The sequence below is a fragment of the Microbacterium galbinum genome (assembly GCF_023091225.1).
GTDB classification, from domain to species: Bacteria; Actinomycetota; Actinomycetes; order Actinomycetales; family Microbacteriaceae; genus Microbacterium; species Microbacterium galbinum.
The window spans coordinates 2,517,459-2,535,824 of sequence record NZ_JAHWXM010000001.1; the positions used below are offsets into that span (position 1 = coordinate 2,517,459).

Below are 18,366 nucleotides of genomic sequence, written 5' to 3' on the forward strand. Positions count from 1 at the left end.
AGACGGGGCTACCCGGCGCCGAGCAACCTCACGCGGCAGGCGAGCTCGACGGCGAAGCGGGCGTCGGGATCGGCGAGATCGATGCCGAGCAGCTCGCGGATGCGCCGCATCCGGTACCCCACGCCGTTCGGGTGCAGCATGAGCTCGCGGCCGGCGTGCACGAGCGACCCCTCGTGGGCGAGGTACACGAGCAGGGTGCGCACCGACTGCAGCGCGCGCTCGGGGCCGAGGTCGTCGAGCGGACGCAGGATGTCGTGCAGCAGTTCGCGGCTGATCGGCGAGGCGTAGACGTCGAGCAGCACCCGCCGCAGGCCCGTGACATCGGTGAGCTCGACCCCGCCGAGGCGCCCGGCGGCGATCGCCGACTCGGCCGCGATGCGCGCCTCGGCCGCCGACTGCCGCAGTCCCAGCGCGCCGACCTGCGGGGTGCCGAGCCCGAGCGTGTAGGCCCAGTCGGAGCCGGCGATCTCCTGCGCCCGCTCCTGGATGAGCATCGCGACCTCGCGCACGCGGCGCTGATGGTCGCCGGCCCCGTGCTCCTCGGTGCACACGAGCAGCAGGTCGTCCTGCAGGAAGGCGACGTGCCACATCTCCTCTCGCGCCTCGACGAGCTGCAGCGCGAACAGTTCGAGCGCGGGTTGCACACTGCGCGGCGCCCGGGCGTCGGGGTCGGTCGTGCCCGTCGGGGCGAGCCAGGCGACCGCGTGCGACTGGGGGAGGGGCAGCCCGAGACGCGCGGCCTGGGCGACGAAGCCCTCGGCGCGCGAGGGCTCGGCGAGTACGAGTTCGACGAGCAGGTCGGCGCGCGACTGCGTGGGGGCGAACCGGTCGCGGCTCTGCCGTTGCGCGACGCGCGAGAGCAGCGAGGCGATCACGGGCAGCGACACCTCGGTCGCGCCGTCGGTGCGATCCGCCACGAGGCGCCCGATGAGCACCTCGCCGATGAACACCGCATCCGCATCGGTCCACGCCACGGCCTGGTCGGGGGCGATCGACAGGGCGACCCCGAGAGCGCCGCCGGCGACCGACAGGATGCTCTCGGTCGTGCTGTCTGCGGATGCCGCGGCCTCGGTCGCGAGGGCGATCGCGTGCGCGCCGCGCATCATCGCCTCCGACGCCCCGCCCGAGATGGCCCGGTCGATGGTCTTCGCGAGGTCGGCGGCGCCCACGCCCACGGCCGAGAACACGGGTACGCCGGCACGCTCGGCGAGCACGCGCGCGGTCTCGGCGAGTGTGAGCGGGGCGGTGAAGACGAGGCCGGCGAGGCCGCGGGCGCTGGCCTGCCGCAGGGCGACGTCGATGCGGAAGGGCGGTGGCTGCTCCTCGCCGTCGATGATCGCGAGGGTGCCGGTGGCGAGGGCGTCGAGGCGGTCGACGGCGGCGAGGTCGACGCGCACGATCTGCCGGTCGTCGACGGGGCCGGCGTGCGAGCGCAGCCCGAGTCGGTCGGCGTCATCACGCAGATCCCGCAGTGTGTACTGTGCCATGCGCACAGTATGCCCGGAATCACTGGATGCAGGAAACATTGCCGGGAGGTGAACGGCTCCGTACCGTGAACACATGGCCCAGACTTCCTCCGTCGCACGCACCGCGGCTCCGATCACCGAGATCACGGCAGACGACATCGCCGCGCTCGGCGTCGGCACTGCGATCTTCGGCACCGGCGGCGGTGGCGCCGTCTACACCTCGCAGATCATGGTCGAGACCGCGCTGCGCGAGCACGGCCCCGTGCGCCTGGTGCAGGTCGACGACCTCGGCGCCGCCGACGTCGTCATCCTGATGTCGGGCATCGGCGCCCCGACGGTCGGCATCGAGATGCTGGCCGCGAAGGACCAGATCCACGCGCTGCTCGCCGAGGCCGAGAGGCTGCTCGGCCGCAAGGTCACGACACTCATGGCGGCCGAGATCGGGGGAAGCAACGGCGTGCAGCCGATCGGCTGGGCCGCCCGCCTCGGCCTGCAGATCCTCGACGCCGACGGCATGGGCCGCGCGTTCCCGGATGCCGCGATGGTGGCGATGAACGTCGCCGGCGTCCCCTGCGCATGGGCCGTGCAGAGCGACGTCGTCGGGAACATCTCGGTCATGAAGACGGTCGACCTGCACTGGCTCGAGCGTCACGCCCGCGCCCTCACCGTCGCGAGCGGCTCGATCTGCATCGGCGCGCACTACCCGATGACCGCCGACCAGGTGAAGGGCTCGGTCATCGAGGGCACGGTGAGCGCCGCTATCCGCGTCGGCCACGCCCTGATGTCGTCGTCCGATCCGGTCGCCGCCGTCGCGGCCGAGCTCGACGCCCGGGTGCTCATGACCGGCAAGATCACCGACCTCGACCGCCGCACCGTCGGCGGGTTCGTGCGCGGCTCGGTGACGATCACCGGCACCGGCGCCGACCGGGGCCGCCTGCAGCGCCTCGAGCTGCAGAACGAGAACCTGCTCGTGCTCGAAGACGGCGAGGTGCTGGTGAGCGTCCCCGACCTCATCACGATCATCGACGCCGAGACCGGCCACGCGATCACCACCGAGATGCTGCGCTTCGGCCAGCGCGTCTCGGTGCTCGCGTGGGCCTGCGACCCGATCTGGCGCACGCCCCGCGGCCTCGAGCTCGCCGGGCCCCTGGCCTTCGGCTACGACTTGCCGTACGTCCCGTTCGAAGGAGCGACCCGATGACCGCCCGCGACCTCTCCATCGGCGTCGACGTCGGCGGCACGAACACCGACGCGGTCGTGCTCGACGGCGACGGCCGGGTGCTCGCGTGGACCAAGCGCGCCACGACCGATGACATCACCGGCGGCATCCGCGCCGGCATCCGCGACGTGCTCGCCGCGATCGGCGACGACCGCTCCCGTGTCTCGCGCGTCATGCTCGGCACGACCCACGCGACCAACGCGATCGTGCAGCGCCGCCAGCTCGACCGGGTCGCGATGATCCGCCTCGGTGCGCCGGCCGCGACCGAGTACCCGCCGCTGACCGGCTGGCCCGACGACCTCGTGCGCATGGTGCTCGCCGGCGCCACGATGCTCGGCGGCGGCCACATGGTCGACGGCACCCCGATCGCCCCGCTCGACCGCGACGGCATCCTGCGCTTCGTCGACGGCCTCGACGACTTCGATGCGATCGCCGTGGCGGGCATCTTCAGCCCCTCGTCGCCCGAGCAGGAGCTCGAGGTCGCCGACCTTCTGCGCGGCCACCTGGGGCAGGACACCCGGGTGTTCCTCAGCCAGGACATCGGCCCGACGGGTCTGCTCGAGCGTGAGAACGCGACGCTCCTCAACGCCGCGCTCTACAGCGTCGCCCGGTCGGTGACCGAAGCGCTGGTGACGGTCGTCGCCGAGGAGGGTCTCGACGCGACCACCTTCTTCGCCCAGAACGACGGCACCCTGATGTCGCTCGACTACGCCGCGCAGTACCCCGTGCTCACGATCGGATCGGGCCCCGCGAACTCCATCCGCGGCGCCGCGTACCTCTCGGGCCACGACGACGCGATCGTGATCGACGTGGGCGGCACGACCTCCGACCTCGGGGTGGTCGTGGGCGGTTTCCCCCGTGAGTCGACGCTGCCGCGCGAGATCGGCGGGGTGCGCACGAACTTCCGGATGCCCGACATCCTCAGCGTCGGCATCGGCGGCGGCACGATCGTCGACGTCGCCTCGGGCCGCGTCGGCCCGGACTCGGTCGGCTACCGCATCGACCGGGAGGGCCTGCTGTTCGGCGGCTCCACCCCGACGCTGACGGATGCCGCGGCACTCGCCGGCAGCCCCGTCGCCGGTCGTACGCTGCCCGGGCTGTCGTCGCAGGTGACCGAGGCGCTCGAGCAGGCGCTCGCGAAGGTCGCCGATCGTCTGGAGGAGGCCGTCGAACGCCTCTCCCTCGGCCGCATGGACATCCCCCTCGTCGTCGTCGGCGGCGGCGGATTCCTCGTTCCCGACAGCCTCGCGAGCGCCGGCAGCATCCTGCGTCCCGACCACGGCGGCGTCGCCAACGCCGTCGGCGCGGCGATCTCGCTCGCCGGCGGCCGAGCCGATCAGATGGCCCCGATGGGCGATCGCGACCAGGCGATCGAGCAGGCATCCGAAGCCGCCATCGCGAAGGCGATCCAGGCCGGCGCCGACCCGCTGCAGGTGTCGATCGTCGAGGTCCTCGAGACGCACGTTCCCTACACCGCCCAGCCCACCGTCAACGTGACGGTCAAGGCCGCAGGCCCGCTCGCGCGGCTCTCGGCCGAGGTTCCGGTCCGCTGACCGGAAGAAGAAGACCACAGCATCCGCAGCTCCACCCCCTCACCCGAAATCAGGAGATCGCTATGAAACGCAGTACCGCAGTACCCGTGGCCGCCGTTCTCTCTGCGCTTGCGCTGACACTGACGTCCTGCGCGGGCTCGAACGATCAGTCCGCGCCCGCCGAGGGCGACTACGTCTCCGGCGGCACCTTCGTGACCGCCGTCGGCGACGACCCGGGCGACCTGAATCCGCTCAAGGCCGTCTCGCCCGACACGTTCGCGGTCGTCAGCCTCGCCTACGAATCGCTGATCGCCGTCACCGACGAGGGAGACCTCGTGCCCTGGCTCGCCGAAAGCTGGGAGGAGACGGGCACCGAGGTCGTCTTCACCCTCAAGGACGGCATCACCTGCACCGACGGGTCGGAGTTCACAGCGCAGACCGTCGCCGACAACCTCAACTACAACGCCGACCCCGCCAACGCGACCTTCTCGTACGGCTCGGTCATCGACGAGACGATCTCGGCCACCGCCGACGGTAACGTCGTGACGGTGACGAGCACCGAGAACAACCCGTTCCTGGCCGTCAACGTCGGCACGATCATGCTCGTCTGCGACGCCGGCCTCGCCGACCCGACCACGCTGTCGGACGCGACCGACGGCACCGGACTCTTCGGCCTGAGCGACGTCAAGCCGGGCGACACCTACACGTTCACCAAGCGCGACGACTACACGTGGGGCCCCGACGACGTCACGAGCGAGACCGTCGGTCTGCCCGACACGATCCAGGCGCGCGTCGTCACCGATGAGAGCACGGCCGCCAACCTGCTCGTCTCCGGCGAGATCAACGCGGCGACGATCTCGGGCGCGGACCGTGCCCGTCTCGACGGCGCCGGACTCACCCACTCGGGTGTGCGCAACCCCGTCGGAATGATCCTCTTCAACGAGAAGGAGGGTCGTCCGTTCTCCGACCCGCTCGTGCGCGAGGCGCTGTCGATCGCGATCGACCGCGACGAGGTCGGCACGGTGATCGCCGACGGCGAGGCACTGGAGTCCGTCTCGCTGGTGACCAAGAACCCGCTGCTCTGCGTCGCCGACGGTCCGAAGTGGGAGCTGCCCGACACCGACCTCGACCGGGCGGCCGAGCTGCTCGACGAGGCCGGCTGGACGGTCGGCTCCGACGGCACGCGCACCAAGGACGGCCAGCCGCTGACCATCAAGTTCGTCTACAACGCCCCCACCTCGACGCACGCGGCCGCGGCCGAGCTCGTCAAGGAGACGTGGGACGAGCTGGGCGTGACGACCGAGCTGTTCGCGAACGACGCGGCGGCCTGGTCGGAGCAGCTCTGGTCGACCTTCGACTGGGACACCGGCTGGGTGCAGGTGGCACCGGGCGGCCCGGTCGTGCTGTCGACGTTCTTCGACGGCGCCACCCCCGACCAGGGCGGTCTGAACTTCATGTGGGTCGACAACCCCGAGTACTCCGCTCTCGCCGCCGAGGCCTCGAGCGCGAGCCCCGAGGAGACCTGCGGCATCTGGCAGGACGCCGAGGCCGAGCTCATCAACCGCTTCGACGTGTTCCCGGTGACCGACAACATCCTGCCGACCTACCAGTCGGGCGCGGTGTTCGAGCAGCCGAACTTCATCCAGCCGACCTCGATCCGGATGCTGGGCTGACATGACGACGACTCCTCCTCCCGCGACCGCCGAGGTGGTCGACACCACCACGGCCGCCTTGGCGGCGCGGGTGGAGGAGCGCCGCCTGCGTCGGGGTCTCTCCCCGCGCACCGCGTTCCTGCTCCGCCGCCTCGGCCGGCTCGTGATCTCCCTGGCCGTGGTGATCGTCGCGTCGTTCCTGCTCATGTACCTCGTGCCCGGCGACCCCGTGCGCGCGGCGCTGGGTCAGAGCGCGACGCCGCAGCTCGTCGAGGCGACCCGCACCCAGCTCGGCCTCGACCGGCCGATGTGGGAGCAGTTCTTCCGCTTCATCGGCGGTCTCTTCACGGGCGACCTCGGCACCTCGGTGCGGTTGCAGCGACCGGTGGCGGACGTGCTCGCGCAGCGCTTCCCGACCACGCTGCTCCTCGCGGTGCTCGCCTTCATCATCGCCGTGATCGGGGCGCTGCCCGCGGGCATCGGTGCGGCGGTGCTCGCCCGCTCCGGCCGTCGCCGCGGCCTGTCGATGACGCTGTCGGCCGTGCTCGGCATCCTGATCGCCGTCCCGAGCTTCCTCGTGGCGGTCGGTCTCATCTCGCTGTTCGCGGTGCAGCTCGGCTGGCTGCCGGCGGCGGGATGGGGAAAGCCGGCGGATGCCGTGCTGCCGGTCATCGCCCTCGCGATCGGCCCGATGGCGTACCTCGTGCGCATCGTGCAGGTCGAGATGCTGGCGGTGCTCGACACCACCTACATGACCACCGCCCGGGCCAAGCGCCTGCCGCGGCACCTGATCCACCTGCGGCACGCGCTGCCGAACATCGTCACCGCGTCGCTCACCGTCGGCGGGCTCATCCTCGCCGGCCTCACCGCCGCGACCGTGCTCATCGAGACCGTGTTCGCGATCCCCGGACTCGGAACCATCATGGTCTCGTCGGTCGGGGCCAAGGACTACCCGATGGTGCAGGGCGTCGTCATCGTCTACGCGCTCATCGTGCTGGGCGTGAACCTCGTCGTCGACGTCATCCTCGCCACCATCGATCCGCGCTCGTCGATCACGGAGGGCTGAGACATGTCCGTGCGCAAGAAACTCCTCAACGCCACCGCGATCTCCGCCCTCGCCGGCAGTGCGCTCCTGGTGTTCCTCGCCGTCGCCGGTCCCACGATCTGGGGCCCGGGCGCCGACACCACCGACGTCTCCTCGCGTCTGCTCGGCGCGAGCGCGGTGCACCCGTTCGGCACCGACGAGCTGGGTCGCGACATACTCGCCCGCGTGCTCACCGCGACGCGCCTCACGCTGCTGCTCACGCTCGGCGCCACGGCGATCGCGCTCGCCGGCGGCATCGTGTTCGGTCTCGTCGCGAGCATCCTGCCCAAGTACCCGCGGCGCTGGTTCACGGGCCTCCTCGACATCCTGCTCGCGTTCCCCTGGCTGCTGATGGTGCTGTTCTTCACCGTCATCTGGGGCGCGACGGCGACCGGGGCGATGCTCGCGATCGGCTTTGCGGGCATCCCCTCGTTCGCCCGTCTCGTGTACAACCTCGCCTCCTCCGTGTCGGGCCGCGACTACGTGCGGGCCGCCCGCGTGGTGGGCGTCGGGCCGGTCGGCATCCTGCTGCGGCACGTGCTGCCGAACATCGCCAACCCGTTCTTCGTGAACGCCGCCGCGACCGCGAGCGTCACGCTGCTGTCGTTCGCCGGTCTCTCGTTCCTCGGCCTCGGGGTGCAGGCGCCCGCGTACGACTGGGGGCGGATGCTGCAGGAGGGCATCCTGCGCATCTACGTGAACCCGCTCGCGGCGATCGGCCCCGGCATCGCCATCGTGCTCGCCGGTCTCGTCTTCACGCTGCTCAGCGAAGCCGTCGCCGGCACCCGCGGCTCGGGCTTCCGCGCCGTCGCCGCCCGGGCCGCCGGCGGGGTGACGATCACCTCGCGCCGACGAAACCCGGCCCCGGCCGCCGCGGCGCCCGAGAGCGACGTGGTCGCCGAGATCACCGACCTGCACATCGCCTTCCCCACCGCCGACGGCGGCGTGGTCGAGCGGGTGCGCGGCGTCGACCTGCGGGTCGCCCGGGGAGAGATCGTCGGCATCGTCGGCGAATCCGGGTCGGGCAAGTCGCTCACCGCGATGGCGCTCGCCGGGCTCCTCGGTGACGACGCGATCATCACGACCTCGGCGCACCGCTTCGACGACCTCGACATGACCGGGCAGCTGACGGCATCCGATCGTGCCCGCCTGGGCGTCGAGCTCGGCATGATCTTCCAGGACCCGCTCACCTCGCTGAACCCCGCGCTCACCATCGGGCGCCAGCTCACCGAGGTGCCCGAGGTGCACATGGGCATGCGCCCGAAGGAGGCGCGCGTGCGCGCCGCCGACGCGCTGACCGCCGTCGGGATCCCGGATGCCGCGAACCGGCTGAAGCAGTACCCGCACGAGTTCTCGGGCGGCATGCGTCAGCGGGCCATGATCGGCATGGCGCTCACCGGCAAGCCGCGGCTGATCATCGCCGACGAGCCCACCACCGCGCTCGATGTGACCGTGCAGCGCCAGGTGATGGGCGTGCTGCACCGGGCGCAGGAGGAGACGGGAGCGGCGATCGTGTTCATCTCGCACGACATCGCCCTCGTCTCGGCGTTCTGCGACCGGGTCATCGTGATGAAGGACGGGCGGGTCGTCGAGGCGCTCTTGGCCGGCCGCATCCGGCAGGACGCGCAGCATCCGTACACGCAGGCGCTCATCGCGTGCCTCCCCGACATGACGAGCGACCGAACGCAGCCGCTGCCGGTGATCCCGCCGGAACTGATGCCCGAGGCGTTGGACGACTCCGCGCCGACGGAGGAGCCGTCGGATGCCCGCGAGGGCTCCCACGACGGTGCCCACGAGAAGGAGGTGCCGGTGTGAACGCGCTCGAGATCACGGACCTGAGCGTCCGCTACGGCCGTACCCGCGTGGTCGAACGGGTGAGTCTGTCGGTGCCGAAGGGCCGCACGGTCGGACTCGTCGGCGAATCCGGGTCGGGCAAGAGCACGATCGCGGCCGCCGCCGTCGGGCTCGTGCGCCCCGAGTCCGGATCGATCCGCGTCGACGGCGTCGAGACGGCGACCGGTGGTGCGGCCGCACGCCGCGCACGCCGCCGTATGCAGCTCGTCTTCCAGGACCCGTTCTCGGCTCTCGACCCGCTCATGCCCATCGGCGACTCGATCGCCGAGGCCCTGCGCGCCACCGGCCGCCGCTGGACCCGCGCCGAGCGCATCGCCCGCGTGCGCGAACTGCTCGCCCAGGTGCACCTCGACCCCGACCGCGCGGGCGAGCGGCCCGGTGCATTCTCGGGCGGCCAGCGTCAGCGCATCACGATCGCGCGCGCCCTCGCGGGCGAGCCCTCGGTGCTCATCGCCGACGAGGTCACCAGCGCCCTCGACGTCTCGGTGCAGGGCGCGATCCTCAACCTGCTGCGCGAGGTTCAGCAGGAACTGGGGCTGTCGATGCTGTTCATCTCGCACAACCTCGCGGTCGTGCGGTACATCAGCGACGAGGTGTGCGTGATGCGACATGGCAAGCTGGTCGAGGCCGGGCCGACCGAAGCACTGCTCGCGAACCCCGCCGACCCCTACACGGTGGACCTGCTCGACGCAGTCCCCGTTCTCGGCGAGAGGATGCAGTTCTGATGGGTTCCGGTTCGGACGCGGGTTCTGGTTTCGACGGCGGGTTCGGGGGTGCGGCGGAAGAACTGCGCGCGCACCTCACGGCCGTGCGGCGCGAGCTGCACGGGGCGGTCGAGATCGGACTCGACCTGCCGAACACGCAGGCGATTTTGCTGCGTGAGCTCGAGGGTCTCGGACTCGAGATCACCGTCGGGCAGTCGCTGTCGTCGATCACCGCTGTGCTGCGCGGCGGGCGTCCGGGCCCGGTGGTGCTGCTGCGGGGCGACATGGACGGACTGCCCATCACCGAGGCATCCGGTCTGCCGTTCGCCGCGACCTCGGGCGCGATGCACGCCTGCGGCCACGACCTGCACATGGCCGGAGTGCTCGGTGCCGTGCGGCTGCTGGCCGCCCGCCGCGACGAACTCCCCGGCACGGTCGTGTTCATGTTCCAGCCCGGTGAGGAGGGGCAGGCCGGCGGTCGCATCATGATCGAGGAGGGCGTGCTCGACGCCGCCGGGGCGCGGCCGGTCGCGGCGTACGCGATCCACGTCGACAGCGCCACCCCGCGCGGACAGCTCGTCACCCGCGAGGGCGCGATGATGGCGAGCGCCAGCGCGCTGCGCCTGACCCTGCACGGCACCGGCGGCCACGCCGCCTTCCCGCAGCTCGGCATCGACCCGGTGCCGGTGGCGGCGCAGCTCATCCTCGCGGTGCAGACCTTCGCCGCACGCCGCCTGCCCGCCACCGACCAGGCCGTGATCTCGATCACGCGCCTGAGCAGCGACTCCGAGGCGAGCAACGTGCTGGCGGCGACCGTCTCGCTCGAGGCCAACATCCGCACCCTGTCGATGCAGACCCTCGACACGGTGCGCGAGCAGCTGCCGGTGATGCTGGCGGGGATCGCCGAGTCCAACGGATGCCGGTTGGAGTCGGAGTTCATCGCCTCGTACCCCGTGACCTACAACGACCCCGCCGAGACTCGCGAGGTGCTGGAGGTGCTCGACGAGCTCGTCGGGGAGGAGCGCGTGATCCGGCTCGCGGCGCCGTCGATGGCATCCGAGGACTTCTCTTACGTGCTGCAGGAAGTGCCCGGCGCCCTCGTGTTCGTCGGTGCCGCCCCCGACTCGGGTCCGATGCCGCTGCACTCCGAGCAGGCCATCTTCGACGACGAGGTGCTTCCGCTGCAGGCATCCGTCCTCGCCGAGCTCACCTGGCGCCGGTTGCTGCGCGGCTGAGGCCGCCCGTCTCGCGGTCGTGCGCGTAACGGAGGAGATCTCGCGCAACGCAGGATCGAATCCAGCGGATGCTCCTGCGGAACGCGAGATCTCCTCCGTCGTGCGCGGCCCTTCGTCTCGCTCCGCTCGCTCAGGGACCGGTTCCTGAGCGAGGAGCGCAGCGACGAGACGAAGGGCCCGCGGATGCCGTGGCGCGGAGAGCCATACCGAGACCACAGGTGTATGCGCCTGAGACATAGGCCCGTGCCTCCCGCCCTGACAGGCTGATCCCTGGCCGGCGTCAGCGGAGACGCCGCGGAAAGGGAACCCCATGACCTCGGCATCCACCGCCCGGCGCGACGCGCCTCCCGCGGAGCGCTCGCAGATCCGTACGATCGTCGCATCGAGCGTCGTCGGCACGACCGTCGAGTGGTTCGACTTCTTCGCCTACTCGACGGCGGCGGCGCTGATCCTCAACAGCCTGTTCTTCCCCGACTACGACCCGCTCGTCGGCACGATCCTGGCGTTCGGCGGTATCGCTGTCGGGTACTTCGGCCGCCCGCTCGGGTCGATCGTGTTCGGGCACTTCGGCGATCGCATCGGACGCAAGCGGATGCTCGTCATCTCGCTCGTCCTCATGGGTGTCGCCACCTTCCTCATCGGTCTCCTGCCGACCTACACCGCGATCGGGGTCGCCGCCCCGATCCTGTTGATGGTGCTGCGTTTCGTGCAGGGCTTCGCTCTCGGCGGCGAGTGGGGCGGTGCGGTCCTGCTCGTCGTCGAGCACGCCGAGCCGCGTCGTCGCGCGTTCCTCGGCAGCTTCCCGCAGGTGGGACTCGCGCTGGGGCTGACGCTGTCGACCCTGGTGTTCCTGCCGCTGGTCGCGCTCCCCGGCGACGCCTTCCAGGCGTGGGGCTGGCGGGTGCCGTTCCTCATCAGCGCGGTGCTGGTGCTGGTGGGCCTGTTCATCCGTCTGAGGATCAGTGAGACCCCCGAGTTCGAGAAGATGCGCGATGCCGGTAAGGCCGCCCGCGTGCCGCTCTGGGAGACCCTCAAGACCCACCCGGGCCAGGTCGTCTTCGCGGCCCTCAGCTTCGCCGTCATCGGTGCGGTCTTCTACATGCTGTTCACGTTCAGCCTCACCTACGGCACCCAGTTCGTCGGGCACACGCAGCCCGAGATGCTCACGATCGCGACGATCTGCTCCCTGCTGGCGCTGGTCGGACTCCCGCTCGCCGGGTGGCTCGCCGACCGCTTCGGCGTCGCGAAGGTCTTCGCCTCCGGCACGATCCTCTCGGTGCTCCTGGCGTTCCCGGCGTTCTGGCTGATCGACACCGGCAGCCTCGCCGCCGCATACGTCGCCTACATCGCGACGACGATCGGCTTCTGCGCGACCTACGGCACCCTCGGCGTGCTCTACGCACAGGCGTTCGACGTGCGCATCCGCTACACGGGCATGTCGCTCGCGCTCGGCATCGGCACGATCGTGGGCTCGGCGTTCGTGCCGATCATCTACCTCGAGCTGCTCGACGTGTTCGGCGGCTCGTGGGCGATCGCCCTCTACATGGTCGTCGCGGGCATCGTCACCCTCGTCTCGGTCACCCTGCTCCACCGCCTCTCGCGTCGCGCCGCTGCGCGTGCCGCCGCTCCCGCCCCGGAAGGATCCTCTCGATGATCGATGACGCCACCCGCGCCCTGCTCGCCGGACTCGGAGGAGTGGATGCCGCTCCCGGCTCACTCGCGGGGGTGGTGGTGGTCGACGTCACACGCGTCGTCGCCGGGCCCTACTGCTCGATGATCCTGGCCGACCTGGGCGCGACGGTCATCAAGGTCGAGAACCCCGGCGACCCCGACTACACGCGCACCTTCCCGCCGATGCTGCCGCGCGAGGATGCGGAGCCGCTGAGCGGATTCTTCGCGCAGTACAACCGCAACAAGCTGGGCGTCACGCTGAACCTGAAGAGCCCGGGTGCCGCCGAGGTGCTCGACCGGCTCGTCGAGCGCGCCGACGTGCTCGTCGAGAACTTCCGCCCCGGCACGATGGACCGTCTCGGGCACGGCTACGAGCGTCTGCGTCGGGTGAACCCGAAGCTCGTGTACGCGGCGCTCAGCGGCTACGGCCAGTCGGGTCCGTACCGGCTGCGCCCCGCCTACGACAACAGCGCGCAGGCCACCGGCGGACTGTGGTCGATGAACGGTGAGGCCGGTGGGCCGCCCACCCGTGTGGGCACGATCATCGGCGACCTCGCCGCCAGCCTCTACGGCGTGATCGGGGTGCTCGCGGCGCTCCGGCACGCCGAGCAGACGGGCGAGGGGCAGCTCGTCGACATCTCGCAGCAGGACTCCGTCCTCACCCTCACCGAGAACGCCGTCGTGTCGTACACGGTCGACGGTGTCGTGCCGAAGCCCCTCGGCAACCAGCATCCGTTCGTGCGCCCCTACGAGCTGTTCCCGTGCGCCGACGGCTTCGTGTTCTTCGGCGGGTACACCGACAAGTTCTGGCGCATCTCGTGCGAGACGTTCGGCAGCCCGGCCGACTGGAACGACAATCCCGACCTGCACGGCATGGCCACCCGCTTCGATGCCGAGGTCTACCAGGAGAGGGTCAAGCCGATGGTCGTGCGCTGGTTCGCCGACCGCACCAAGGCCGAGCTCGAGGCGCTCGCCGGAGACCTCGTGCCGCTGAGCGCGGTGAAGGACATCGGCGAGGTGGTCGAGGATCCGCAGATCGCCGCGCGCGGCATGATCGTCGACAACGACTACCCGGGCCACGGGTCGCTGCGCACCTTCGGGTCGCCGGTGAAGCTCGATCGCACACCCGCGCAGACCGCGGGGCTCGCGCCCGACATGGGTGAGCACACCGATCGGGTGCTGGGGGAGTTCCTCGGCTACTCGGCCGACGAGGTCGCCGCGCTGCGCACGGGAGGCACGATCTGATGGGCATCCGTCTCGACCGCACGGGTGGCATCGGCGTCATCACGATCGACCGCCCCGAGAAGCTCAACGCGTTGACGCTCGCGATGTACGACGAACTCGGCGCCGCGTTCGCGGAGGTGCAGGGCGACCCGCGCATCGGCGTCGCGGTGCTGACGGGGGCGGGGGAGCGCGCGTTCTGCGTCGGCGCCGATCTGGGCGAATCGATCCCGGCGCTCACCGAGGAGCGCTTCGACATCAGTGAATGGGATGCCGCGCACCAGAAGCACTCGACGCTCGAGAAGCCGGTGGTCGCCGCGATCAACGGACTGTGCCTCGGCGGCGGGTTCGAGATCATGCTGTCGACCGACATCCGCCTCGCCTCGGCGGATGCCCAGTTCGCGCTGCCCGAGACCGGTGTCGGCGTCGTGCCGGCCGGGGGTACCCTCGTGCGGCTCATCCGGCAGATCCCCTACGCGTTCGCGATGGACCTCATGCTGCGCGGCGACCGCATCGACGCCGAGACCGCGCTGCGGTACGGGCTCGTGAACCGGGTGGTCGAGGCATCCGCTCTGCACGACGAAGCGATCGCCGTCGCCGAGCAGCTGCTCACGAAGAGCGCCACAGCGCTCGCGACCGTGAAGCGGGCCGTGCGTGCGCTCGCCGACCTGCCCGAGTCCGAGGCGTTCCGCCTCGAAGCGGTGCTGGGCCAGCAGGCGTTCGCGAGCGACGACGCCCGCGAGGGCCTCGCCGCCTTCGCCGAGCGCCGCCCCCCGCGGTTCCCGTCGCGGGGCTAGCTGGTCCCTGAGCCCGTCGAAGGGCCCTTCCGTGTGACTGGGTCCCTGAGCCTGTCGAAGGGCCCCGCCCGCATGACTGGGTCCCTGAGCCTGTCGAAGGGTCCCACCCCGGGCGAGTGGGCGTGGGAAGGTGGGGGTGAGAGGAGCCTCATGGCCGAGAACACCGCGTCCGCGCTCGTGCGCGAGGTCGTCGCGGCTGCGCGCGCCGAGCCGGGGGAGCGGATGCTCGCGCTCACGCAGTTGCTCACCGAGGCGGATGCCGCGGTATCCGATGTCGAGGAGATCCTCGCCGCGGTGCAGGAGTCGCAGCAGCAGACCGCACGGCTGCGGAGGCGCACCGTCGAACTCGAGGCGCTCTTCTCGACCGCGCGCGAACTCGTGCGACTGCAGGACGTGACCGACGTGCTGCGCCGCCTCGTTCAGCGCGCGCACGAACTCATGGGCACCGACGTCACGTACCTCTCGGAGGTCGACAACGCGCAGGGCGATCTGCGCGTGCGGTACTCGGCGGGCACGGTGACACCGGAGTTCCGCGACCTGCTCGTGCCCGCCGGGTTCGGCCTCGCGAGCCTGGTCGCCGACTCCCGCGAACCGGTCTGGGTGCGCGAGTACACGCGCATGGCGGATGCTCCGCACGACCCCTCCATCGACGATGCGGTCGCGCGCGAGGGGCTCGTCTCGTTCCTCGGCGTGCCGCTGGCCGTCGGCGACGAGGTGCTCGGAGCGCTGTTCGCCTGCAACCGGTTCGCCCACGACTTCACGCCCGACCAGGTGCTGCTGCTCTCGGCGTTCGCCGATCATGCCGCCGCCGTGCTGCACAGCGCCCGCGTGCTGGCCGAGAGCGCGGCTGCTCGCGCCCGCGCCGAAGAGGCGTACGGCGAGCTGGAGCGCCACCTCGCCGCGACGCAGATCGTCGGCGGCATCCATGAAGAGCTCACCGCCGCCGTCGTCTCGGGCGCGACCCTGATCGACCTCGTCGCGACGGTGTCGGATCGCCTCGGGCGGCGCGTGCGCGCGGTCGACGAGACGGGGCTTCCCCTCGATACGGGAGCGGACGCCCGTGCGGGCCTGCCGCGCCGCAGGCCCCTCACCGATGCGATCCGGGAGAGCCGGGCGAGCGGGCATGCGGTCGCGGTGGTCGACGGGGAGCTCCGGTGGCTGGTGGTCGCGATCCTCGGTGCCGACCGGGTGCTCGGTGCGATGGTCGCCGATGACGAGGACGCCGTGCCCGACGACGTCGCCCGCCCCACGCTCGAGCGCGCCGCGCAGGTCGCCGCTCTCGTCTCCTTCAAACGCGATGCCGTCTCGGCGATCCGCGCCGAACGCCGTGCACGTGTGCTCGGTGCGGTGCTCGACGGTTCGGCCGAGGCATCCGTTCTCTCCGCCGAGGTCGTGCACCCGCTCGTGGGCGCGGCGGCGATCGATGTGCGCGGGCGCGAGGGTGCGCTGACGGTGGCCGCGGATGCCGTCGGCGACCACGGCCTCGTCACGGTGCGCGAACACGGGCTCGTGGTCGCGTGGACGGCATCCGTCGACGGGCCCGGGGCCGGGGCCGGTCTCGTGGCCGCGACCGAGCGGGTGCGGCGGATCCTCGCCGAGAAGCTCGACGATCCGTCGGTCACCGCGGTCGTCGGCGCGACGGTCGACGGGGTGCCGGCGCTACGCGCGTCGGTCGAGCGTGCCGTGCGCGATCTGCGGTTCCTGGGGCCGCTCGGGGTGTCGGGGGAGACCGTGCGGTCGGACGACTTCGCGCCGTATCACGTGCTCTCCTCGGGGGAGCCGGAGGCGGCCGCCCGATTCGTCGACGGGGTGCTCGGGCCGGTGCACGCGTGGGACGAACGGCGCGGCACGGCGCTCGTCGACACCCTCGTCGCCTACTTCGACGCGGGGGAGAGCCGCCAGGGGGCGGCGACGGCGCTGCGCGTGCACACGAACACGGTGCAGCAGCGGCTCGACCGGATCTGGACGCTGCTCGACGGCGACCCCGCGGATGCCGAGTACCGGTTCCGCCTGCAGGCCGCCGTGCGACTCGAGCGCCTCCGGCGGGAGTTGCTCGGGCTTCCCGGTTCCTGAGCGAGGAGCGAAGCGACGAGACGAAGGGCGCCGACCCTAGCCCACTCGCCCTCGCAACTCACCCGTGTGACGCAATCTGACGCACGGTGTCGCCCTGTGTAGCCCGGGGCGACCGGCATCCGCAGGCCTGGATAGCGTCGGAAGCCCGTGCCGACCCGAGAGGACCCATCGTGGCATCCGGAATCCCCCGTCGCCTCGGCGCTGCCGTCGCAGCAGCCGTCGTCACCGCTCTGACCCTGACCGCCTGCGCCTCGGCCGCCCCCGAGTCCTCGGGTGAGAACGGCGAGCCCGTCACCGGCGGCGACCTCGTCGTCGCGGCTCGCTCCGAACCGCCGCAGCTCAACCCGCTCGTCGACCAGATGGGCGGCGCGCACGTGCTGACCCCGGTCGTCGACTCCCTCGTGTGGGACAACGGCGACGGCACCTACGGCACGTGGCTCGCGACCGACTGGGAGGTGTCCGACGACGCCCGCGTGTACACGTTCACGCTGCGCGACGACGTGACCTTCCACGACGGCACCCCGTTCGACGCCGAGGCCGTGAAGGTCAACTTCGACTACGTCGCCGACCCGGCCAACAAGTCCACGGGTTCGGTCGCGAAGCTGGGCCCGACGGCCGAGGTGCTCGACGAGTACACCGTGCGCATCACGCTCGAGCAGCCGGAGTCGAGCTTCCTCACGCTGATCGCCGCCCCGTACTTCGGCATCGTGTCGCCGACACAGCTGCTCGACGACCCCGACTCGCTCGCGTCGACCGTGGTCGGTACCGGTCCGTTCGTCTTCGACGAGTGGGTCAAGGGCCAGAGCATCAGTTACGTGCGCAACGACGACTACGACTGGGGCCCCGAGGGCACCCACGAGGGCGCCGCGTACCTCGACAAGATCACCTACCGCTTCCTGCCCGAGGACCAGACGCGCTACAACGCGCTGCTCACGGGCGAGGCCGACATCGTCGACTACATCGCTCCCGAGTACGCCGAAGAGGTCAAGGCCGACGACCGCTACGAGTCCGACGAGTTCCTGCTGCCGGGTGTCGGCTTCACGCTGCACCTGAACACGCGCACCGCCCCGTTCGACGACGTGAACGTGCGCCGTGCGTTGCTCACCGGCATCGACCGCGAGGCGATCGTCAAGAGCGCCACCTTCGGCGCGTACCCCGTGCAGGAGTACCTGGCGACCACGACGCCCGACTACAAGACCGACCTCGAGAACGTCATCGAGTTCGACGCGGATGCCGCGGGCGCGCTGCTCGACGAGGCCGGCTGGACGGGAACGGATGCCGACGGCTACCGCACCAAGGACGGCGAGCGCCTGAGCACCACCGTGCCCTACGCCGACAACGACCAGCTCGCCCAGCGCACGCTGGAGCAGGTGCAGATCGACGCGAAGGAGCTCGGCTTCGAGCTCGTGCTGCAGCCTGTCCCGGCGGCGGACTTCTCGCAGCGCCTGTACACCGGCGAGTACGGCATCATGCCGTCGTTCCAGTCGGAGGCGACCGGCATGCAGCTGTGGCGCCTCTACGGCGGCGACAACGTGTCGGACGGTTCGTCGATCGGCTCGAACGCGTCGTTCCTGGCGGATGCCGAGCTCGACGGCATCCTGGCCCAGGCGCGCGCCAGCGCCGACCCGGCCGCCCGCGCCGACTTCTACGGCCAGGCGCAGGAGCTGCTGCCCTCGCTCGCCCCGTCGATCCCGCTGTACTCGCGGGCCCGCGTGGTGGCGTGGCAGCCGAACGTGCACGGCGTCGCGTGGGACTACGCGTGGCCGCAGCCGTACCTGTTCGACGCCTGGAAGAACTGAGTCGCGCGGGGTGACCGCCCTGGGATGCTTCGACAGGCTCAGCAACCCAGGGCGGTCGC

The 18,366-nt window shown here is 71.2% G+C and carries 13 protein-coding genes; 12 read left to right on the plus strand and 1 reads right to left on the minus strand.

Annotated features, from left to right (window positions below; translation table 11 throughout):
- Positions 1-8: 8 nt before the first annotated feature.
- Positions 9-1,487 carry a PucR family transcriptional regulator gene (locus KZC52_RS12085; RefSeq protein ID WP_247624287.1) on the minus strand — a complete coding sequence of 493 codons (1,479 nt, stop codon included), beginning with the start codon at positions 1,485-1,487 and terminating at the stop codon, positions 9-11.
- Between the two features lie 73 nt (positions 1,488-1,560).
- Between KZC52_RS12085 and KZC52_RS12090 the strand changes: the two genes are divergently transcribed.
- The 12 genes from KZC52_RS12090 to KZC52_RS12145 all read left to right on the plus strand — a co-directional run bounded on the left by KZC52_RS12090 (position 1,561) and on the right by KZC52_RS12145 (position 18,307).
- A complete protein-coding gene (locus KZC52_RS12090) occupies positions 1,561-2,667 on the plus strand; it encodes an S-methyl thiohydantoin desulfurase family protein (protein WP_247624288.1) in 1,107 nt (368 codons plus the stop codon).
- A complete protein-coding gene (locus KZC52_RS12095) occupies positions 2,664-4,238 on the plus strand; it encodes a hydantoinase/oxoprolinase N-terminal domain-containing protein (protein ID WP_247624289.1) in 1,575 nt (524 codons plus the stop codon). The genes KZC52_RS12090 and KZC52_RS12095 overlap by 4 nt, the downstream gene beginning before the upstream one ends.
- A 62-nt stretch (positions 4,239-4,300) precedes the next feature.
- A complete protein-coding gene (locus tag KZC52_RS12100) occupies positions 4,301-5,890 on the plus strand; it encodes an ABC transporter substrate-binding protein (protein ID WP_247624290.1) in 1,590 nt (529 codons plus the stop codon).
- 1 nt (position 5,891) lies between these two features.
- A complete protein-coding gene (locus KZC52_RS12105; protein ID WP_247624291.1) occupies positions 5,892-6,935 on the plus strand; it encodes an ABC transporter permease in 1,044 nt (347 codons plus the stop codon).
- Between the two features lie 3 nt (positions 6,936-6,938).
- Positions 6,939-8,768 carry a dipeptide/oligopeptide/nickel ABC transporter permease/ATP-binding protein gene (locus tag KZC52_RS12110; RefSeq protein ID WP_247624292.1) on the plus strand — a complete coding sequence of 610 codons (1,830 nt, stop codon included), beginning with the start codon at positions 6,939-6,941 and terminating at the stop codon, positions 8,766-8,768.
- The gene (locus KZC52_RS12115; protein WP_247624293.1) at positions 8,765-9,532 is read left to right on the plus strand and encodes an ABC transporter ATP-binding protein; all 768 of its coding nucleotides are present in this window, start codon (positions 8,765-8,767) and stop codon (positions 9,530-9,532) included. Before KZC52_RS12110 ends, KZC52_RS12115 begins: the two co-directional genes overlap by 4 nt.
- Positions 9,532-10,746, plus strand: coding sequence for a M20 metallopeptidase family protein (locus KZC52_RS12120; RefSeq protein ID WP_247624294.1), 1,215 nt, complete (start codon positions 9,532-9,534; stop codon positions 10,744-10,746). The genes KZC52_RS12115 and KZC52_RS12120 overlap by 1 nt, the downstream gene beginning before the upstream one ends.
- Positions 10,747-11,056: 310 nt before the next feature.
- The gene (locus KZC52_RS12125) at positions 11,057-12,400 is read left to right on the plus strand and encodes an MFS transporter (protein WP_247624295.1); all 1,344 of its coding nucleotides are present in this window, start codon (positions 11,057-11,059) and stop codon (positions 12,398-12,400) included.
- On the plus strand, positions 12,397-13,662 hold the full coding sequence (locus KZC52_RS12130; RefSeq protein ID WP_247624296.1) for a CaiB/BaiF CoA transferase family protein: 1,266 nt from the start codon (positions 12,397-12,399) through the stop codon (positions 13,660-13,662). The genes KZC52_RS12125 and KZC52_RS12130 overlap by 4 nt, the downstream gene beginning before the upstream one ends.
- Positions 13,662-14,435: an enoyl-CoA hydratase/isomerase family protein gene (locus KZC52_RS12135; RefSeq protein ID WP_247624297.1), complete on the plus strand. Its 774-nt coding sequence runs from the start codon at positions 13,662-13,664 to the stop codon at positions 14,433-14,435. Before KZC52_RS12130 ends, KZC52_RS12135 begins: the two co-directional genes overlap by 1 nt.
- 150 nt (positions 14,436-14,585) lie before the next feature.
- Positions 14,586-16,508, plus strand: a complete 1,923-nt coding sequence (locus KZC52_RS12140; RefSeq protein ID WP_247624298.1) for a helix-turn-helix domain-containing protein — start codon at positions 14,586-14,588, stop codon at positions 16,506-16,508.
- A 170-nt stretch (positions 16,509-16,678) separates the two neighbouring features.
- Positions 16,679-18,307, plus strand: coding sequence for an ABC transporter substrate-binding protein (locus KZC52_RS12145; protein WP_247624299.1), 1,629 nt, complete (start codon positions 16,679-16,681; stop codon positions 18,305-18,307).
- Positions 18,308-18,366 lie beyond the last annotated feature (59 nt).

Bases quoted from the DNA above. Each gene is read 5' to 3' on its own strand.
- KZC52_RS12130 (WP_247624296.1), top strand. From the start codon at position 12,397: ATGATCGATGACGCCACCCGCGCCCTGCTCGCCGGACTCGGAGGAGTG.
- KZC52_RS12100 (WP_247624290.1), top strand. From the start codon at position 4,301: ATGAAACGCAGTACCGCAGTACCCGTGGCCGCCGTTCTCTCTGCGCTT.
- KZC52_RS12110 (WP_247624292.1), top strand. From the start codon at position 6,939: ATGTCCGTGCGCAAGAAACTCCTCAACGCCACCGCGATCTCCGCCCTC.
- KZC52_RS12135 (WP_247624297.1), top strand. From the start codon at position 13,662: ATGGGCATCCGTCTCGACCGCACGGGTGGCATCGGCGTCATCACGATC.
- KZC52_RS12090 (WP_247624288.1), top strand. From the start codon at position 1,561: ATGGCCCAGACTTCCTCCGTCGCACGCACCGCGGCTCCGATCACCGAG.
- KZC52_RS12105 (WP_247624291.1), top strand. From the start codon at position 5,892: ATGACGACGACTCCTCCTCCCGCGACCGCCGAGGTGGTCGACACCACC.
- KZC52_RS12125 (WP_247624295.1), top strand. From the start codon at position 11,057: ATGACCTCGGCATCCACCGCCCGGCGCGACGCGCCTCCCGCGGAGCGC.
- KZC52_RS12095 (WP_247624289.1), top strand. From the start codon at position 2,664: ATGACCGCCCGCGACCTCTCCATCGGCGTCGACGTCGGCGGCACGAAC.
- KZC52_RS12085 (WP_247624287.1), bottom strand. From the start codon at position 1,487: ATGGCACAGTACACACTGCGGGATCTGCGTGATGACGCCGACCGACTC.
- KZC52_RS12140 (WP_247624298.1), top strand. From the start codon at position 14,586: ATGGCCGAGAACACCGCGTCCGCGCTCGTGCGCGAGGTCGTCGCGGCT.
- KZC52_RS12120 (WP_247624294.1), top strand. From the start codon at position 9,532: ATGGGTTCCGGTTCGGACGCGGGTTCTGGTTTCGACGGCGGGTTCGGG.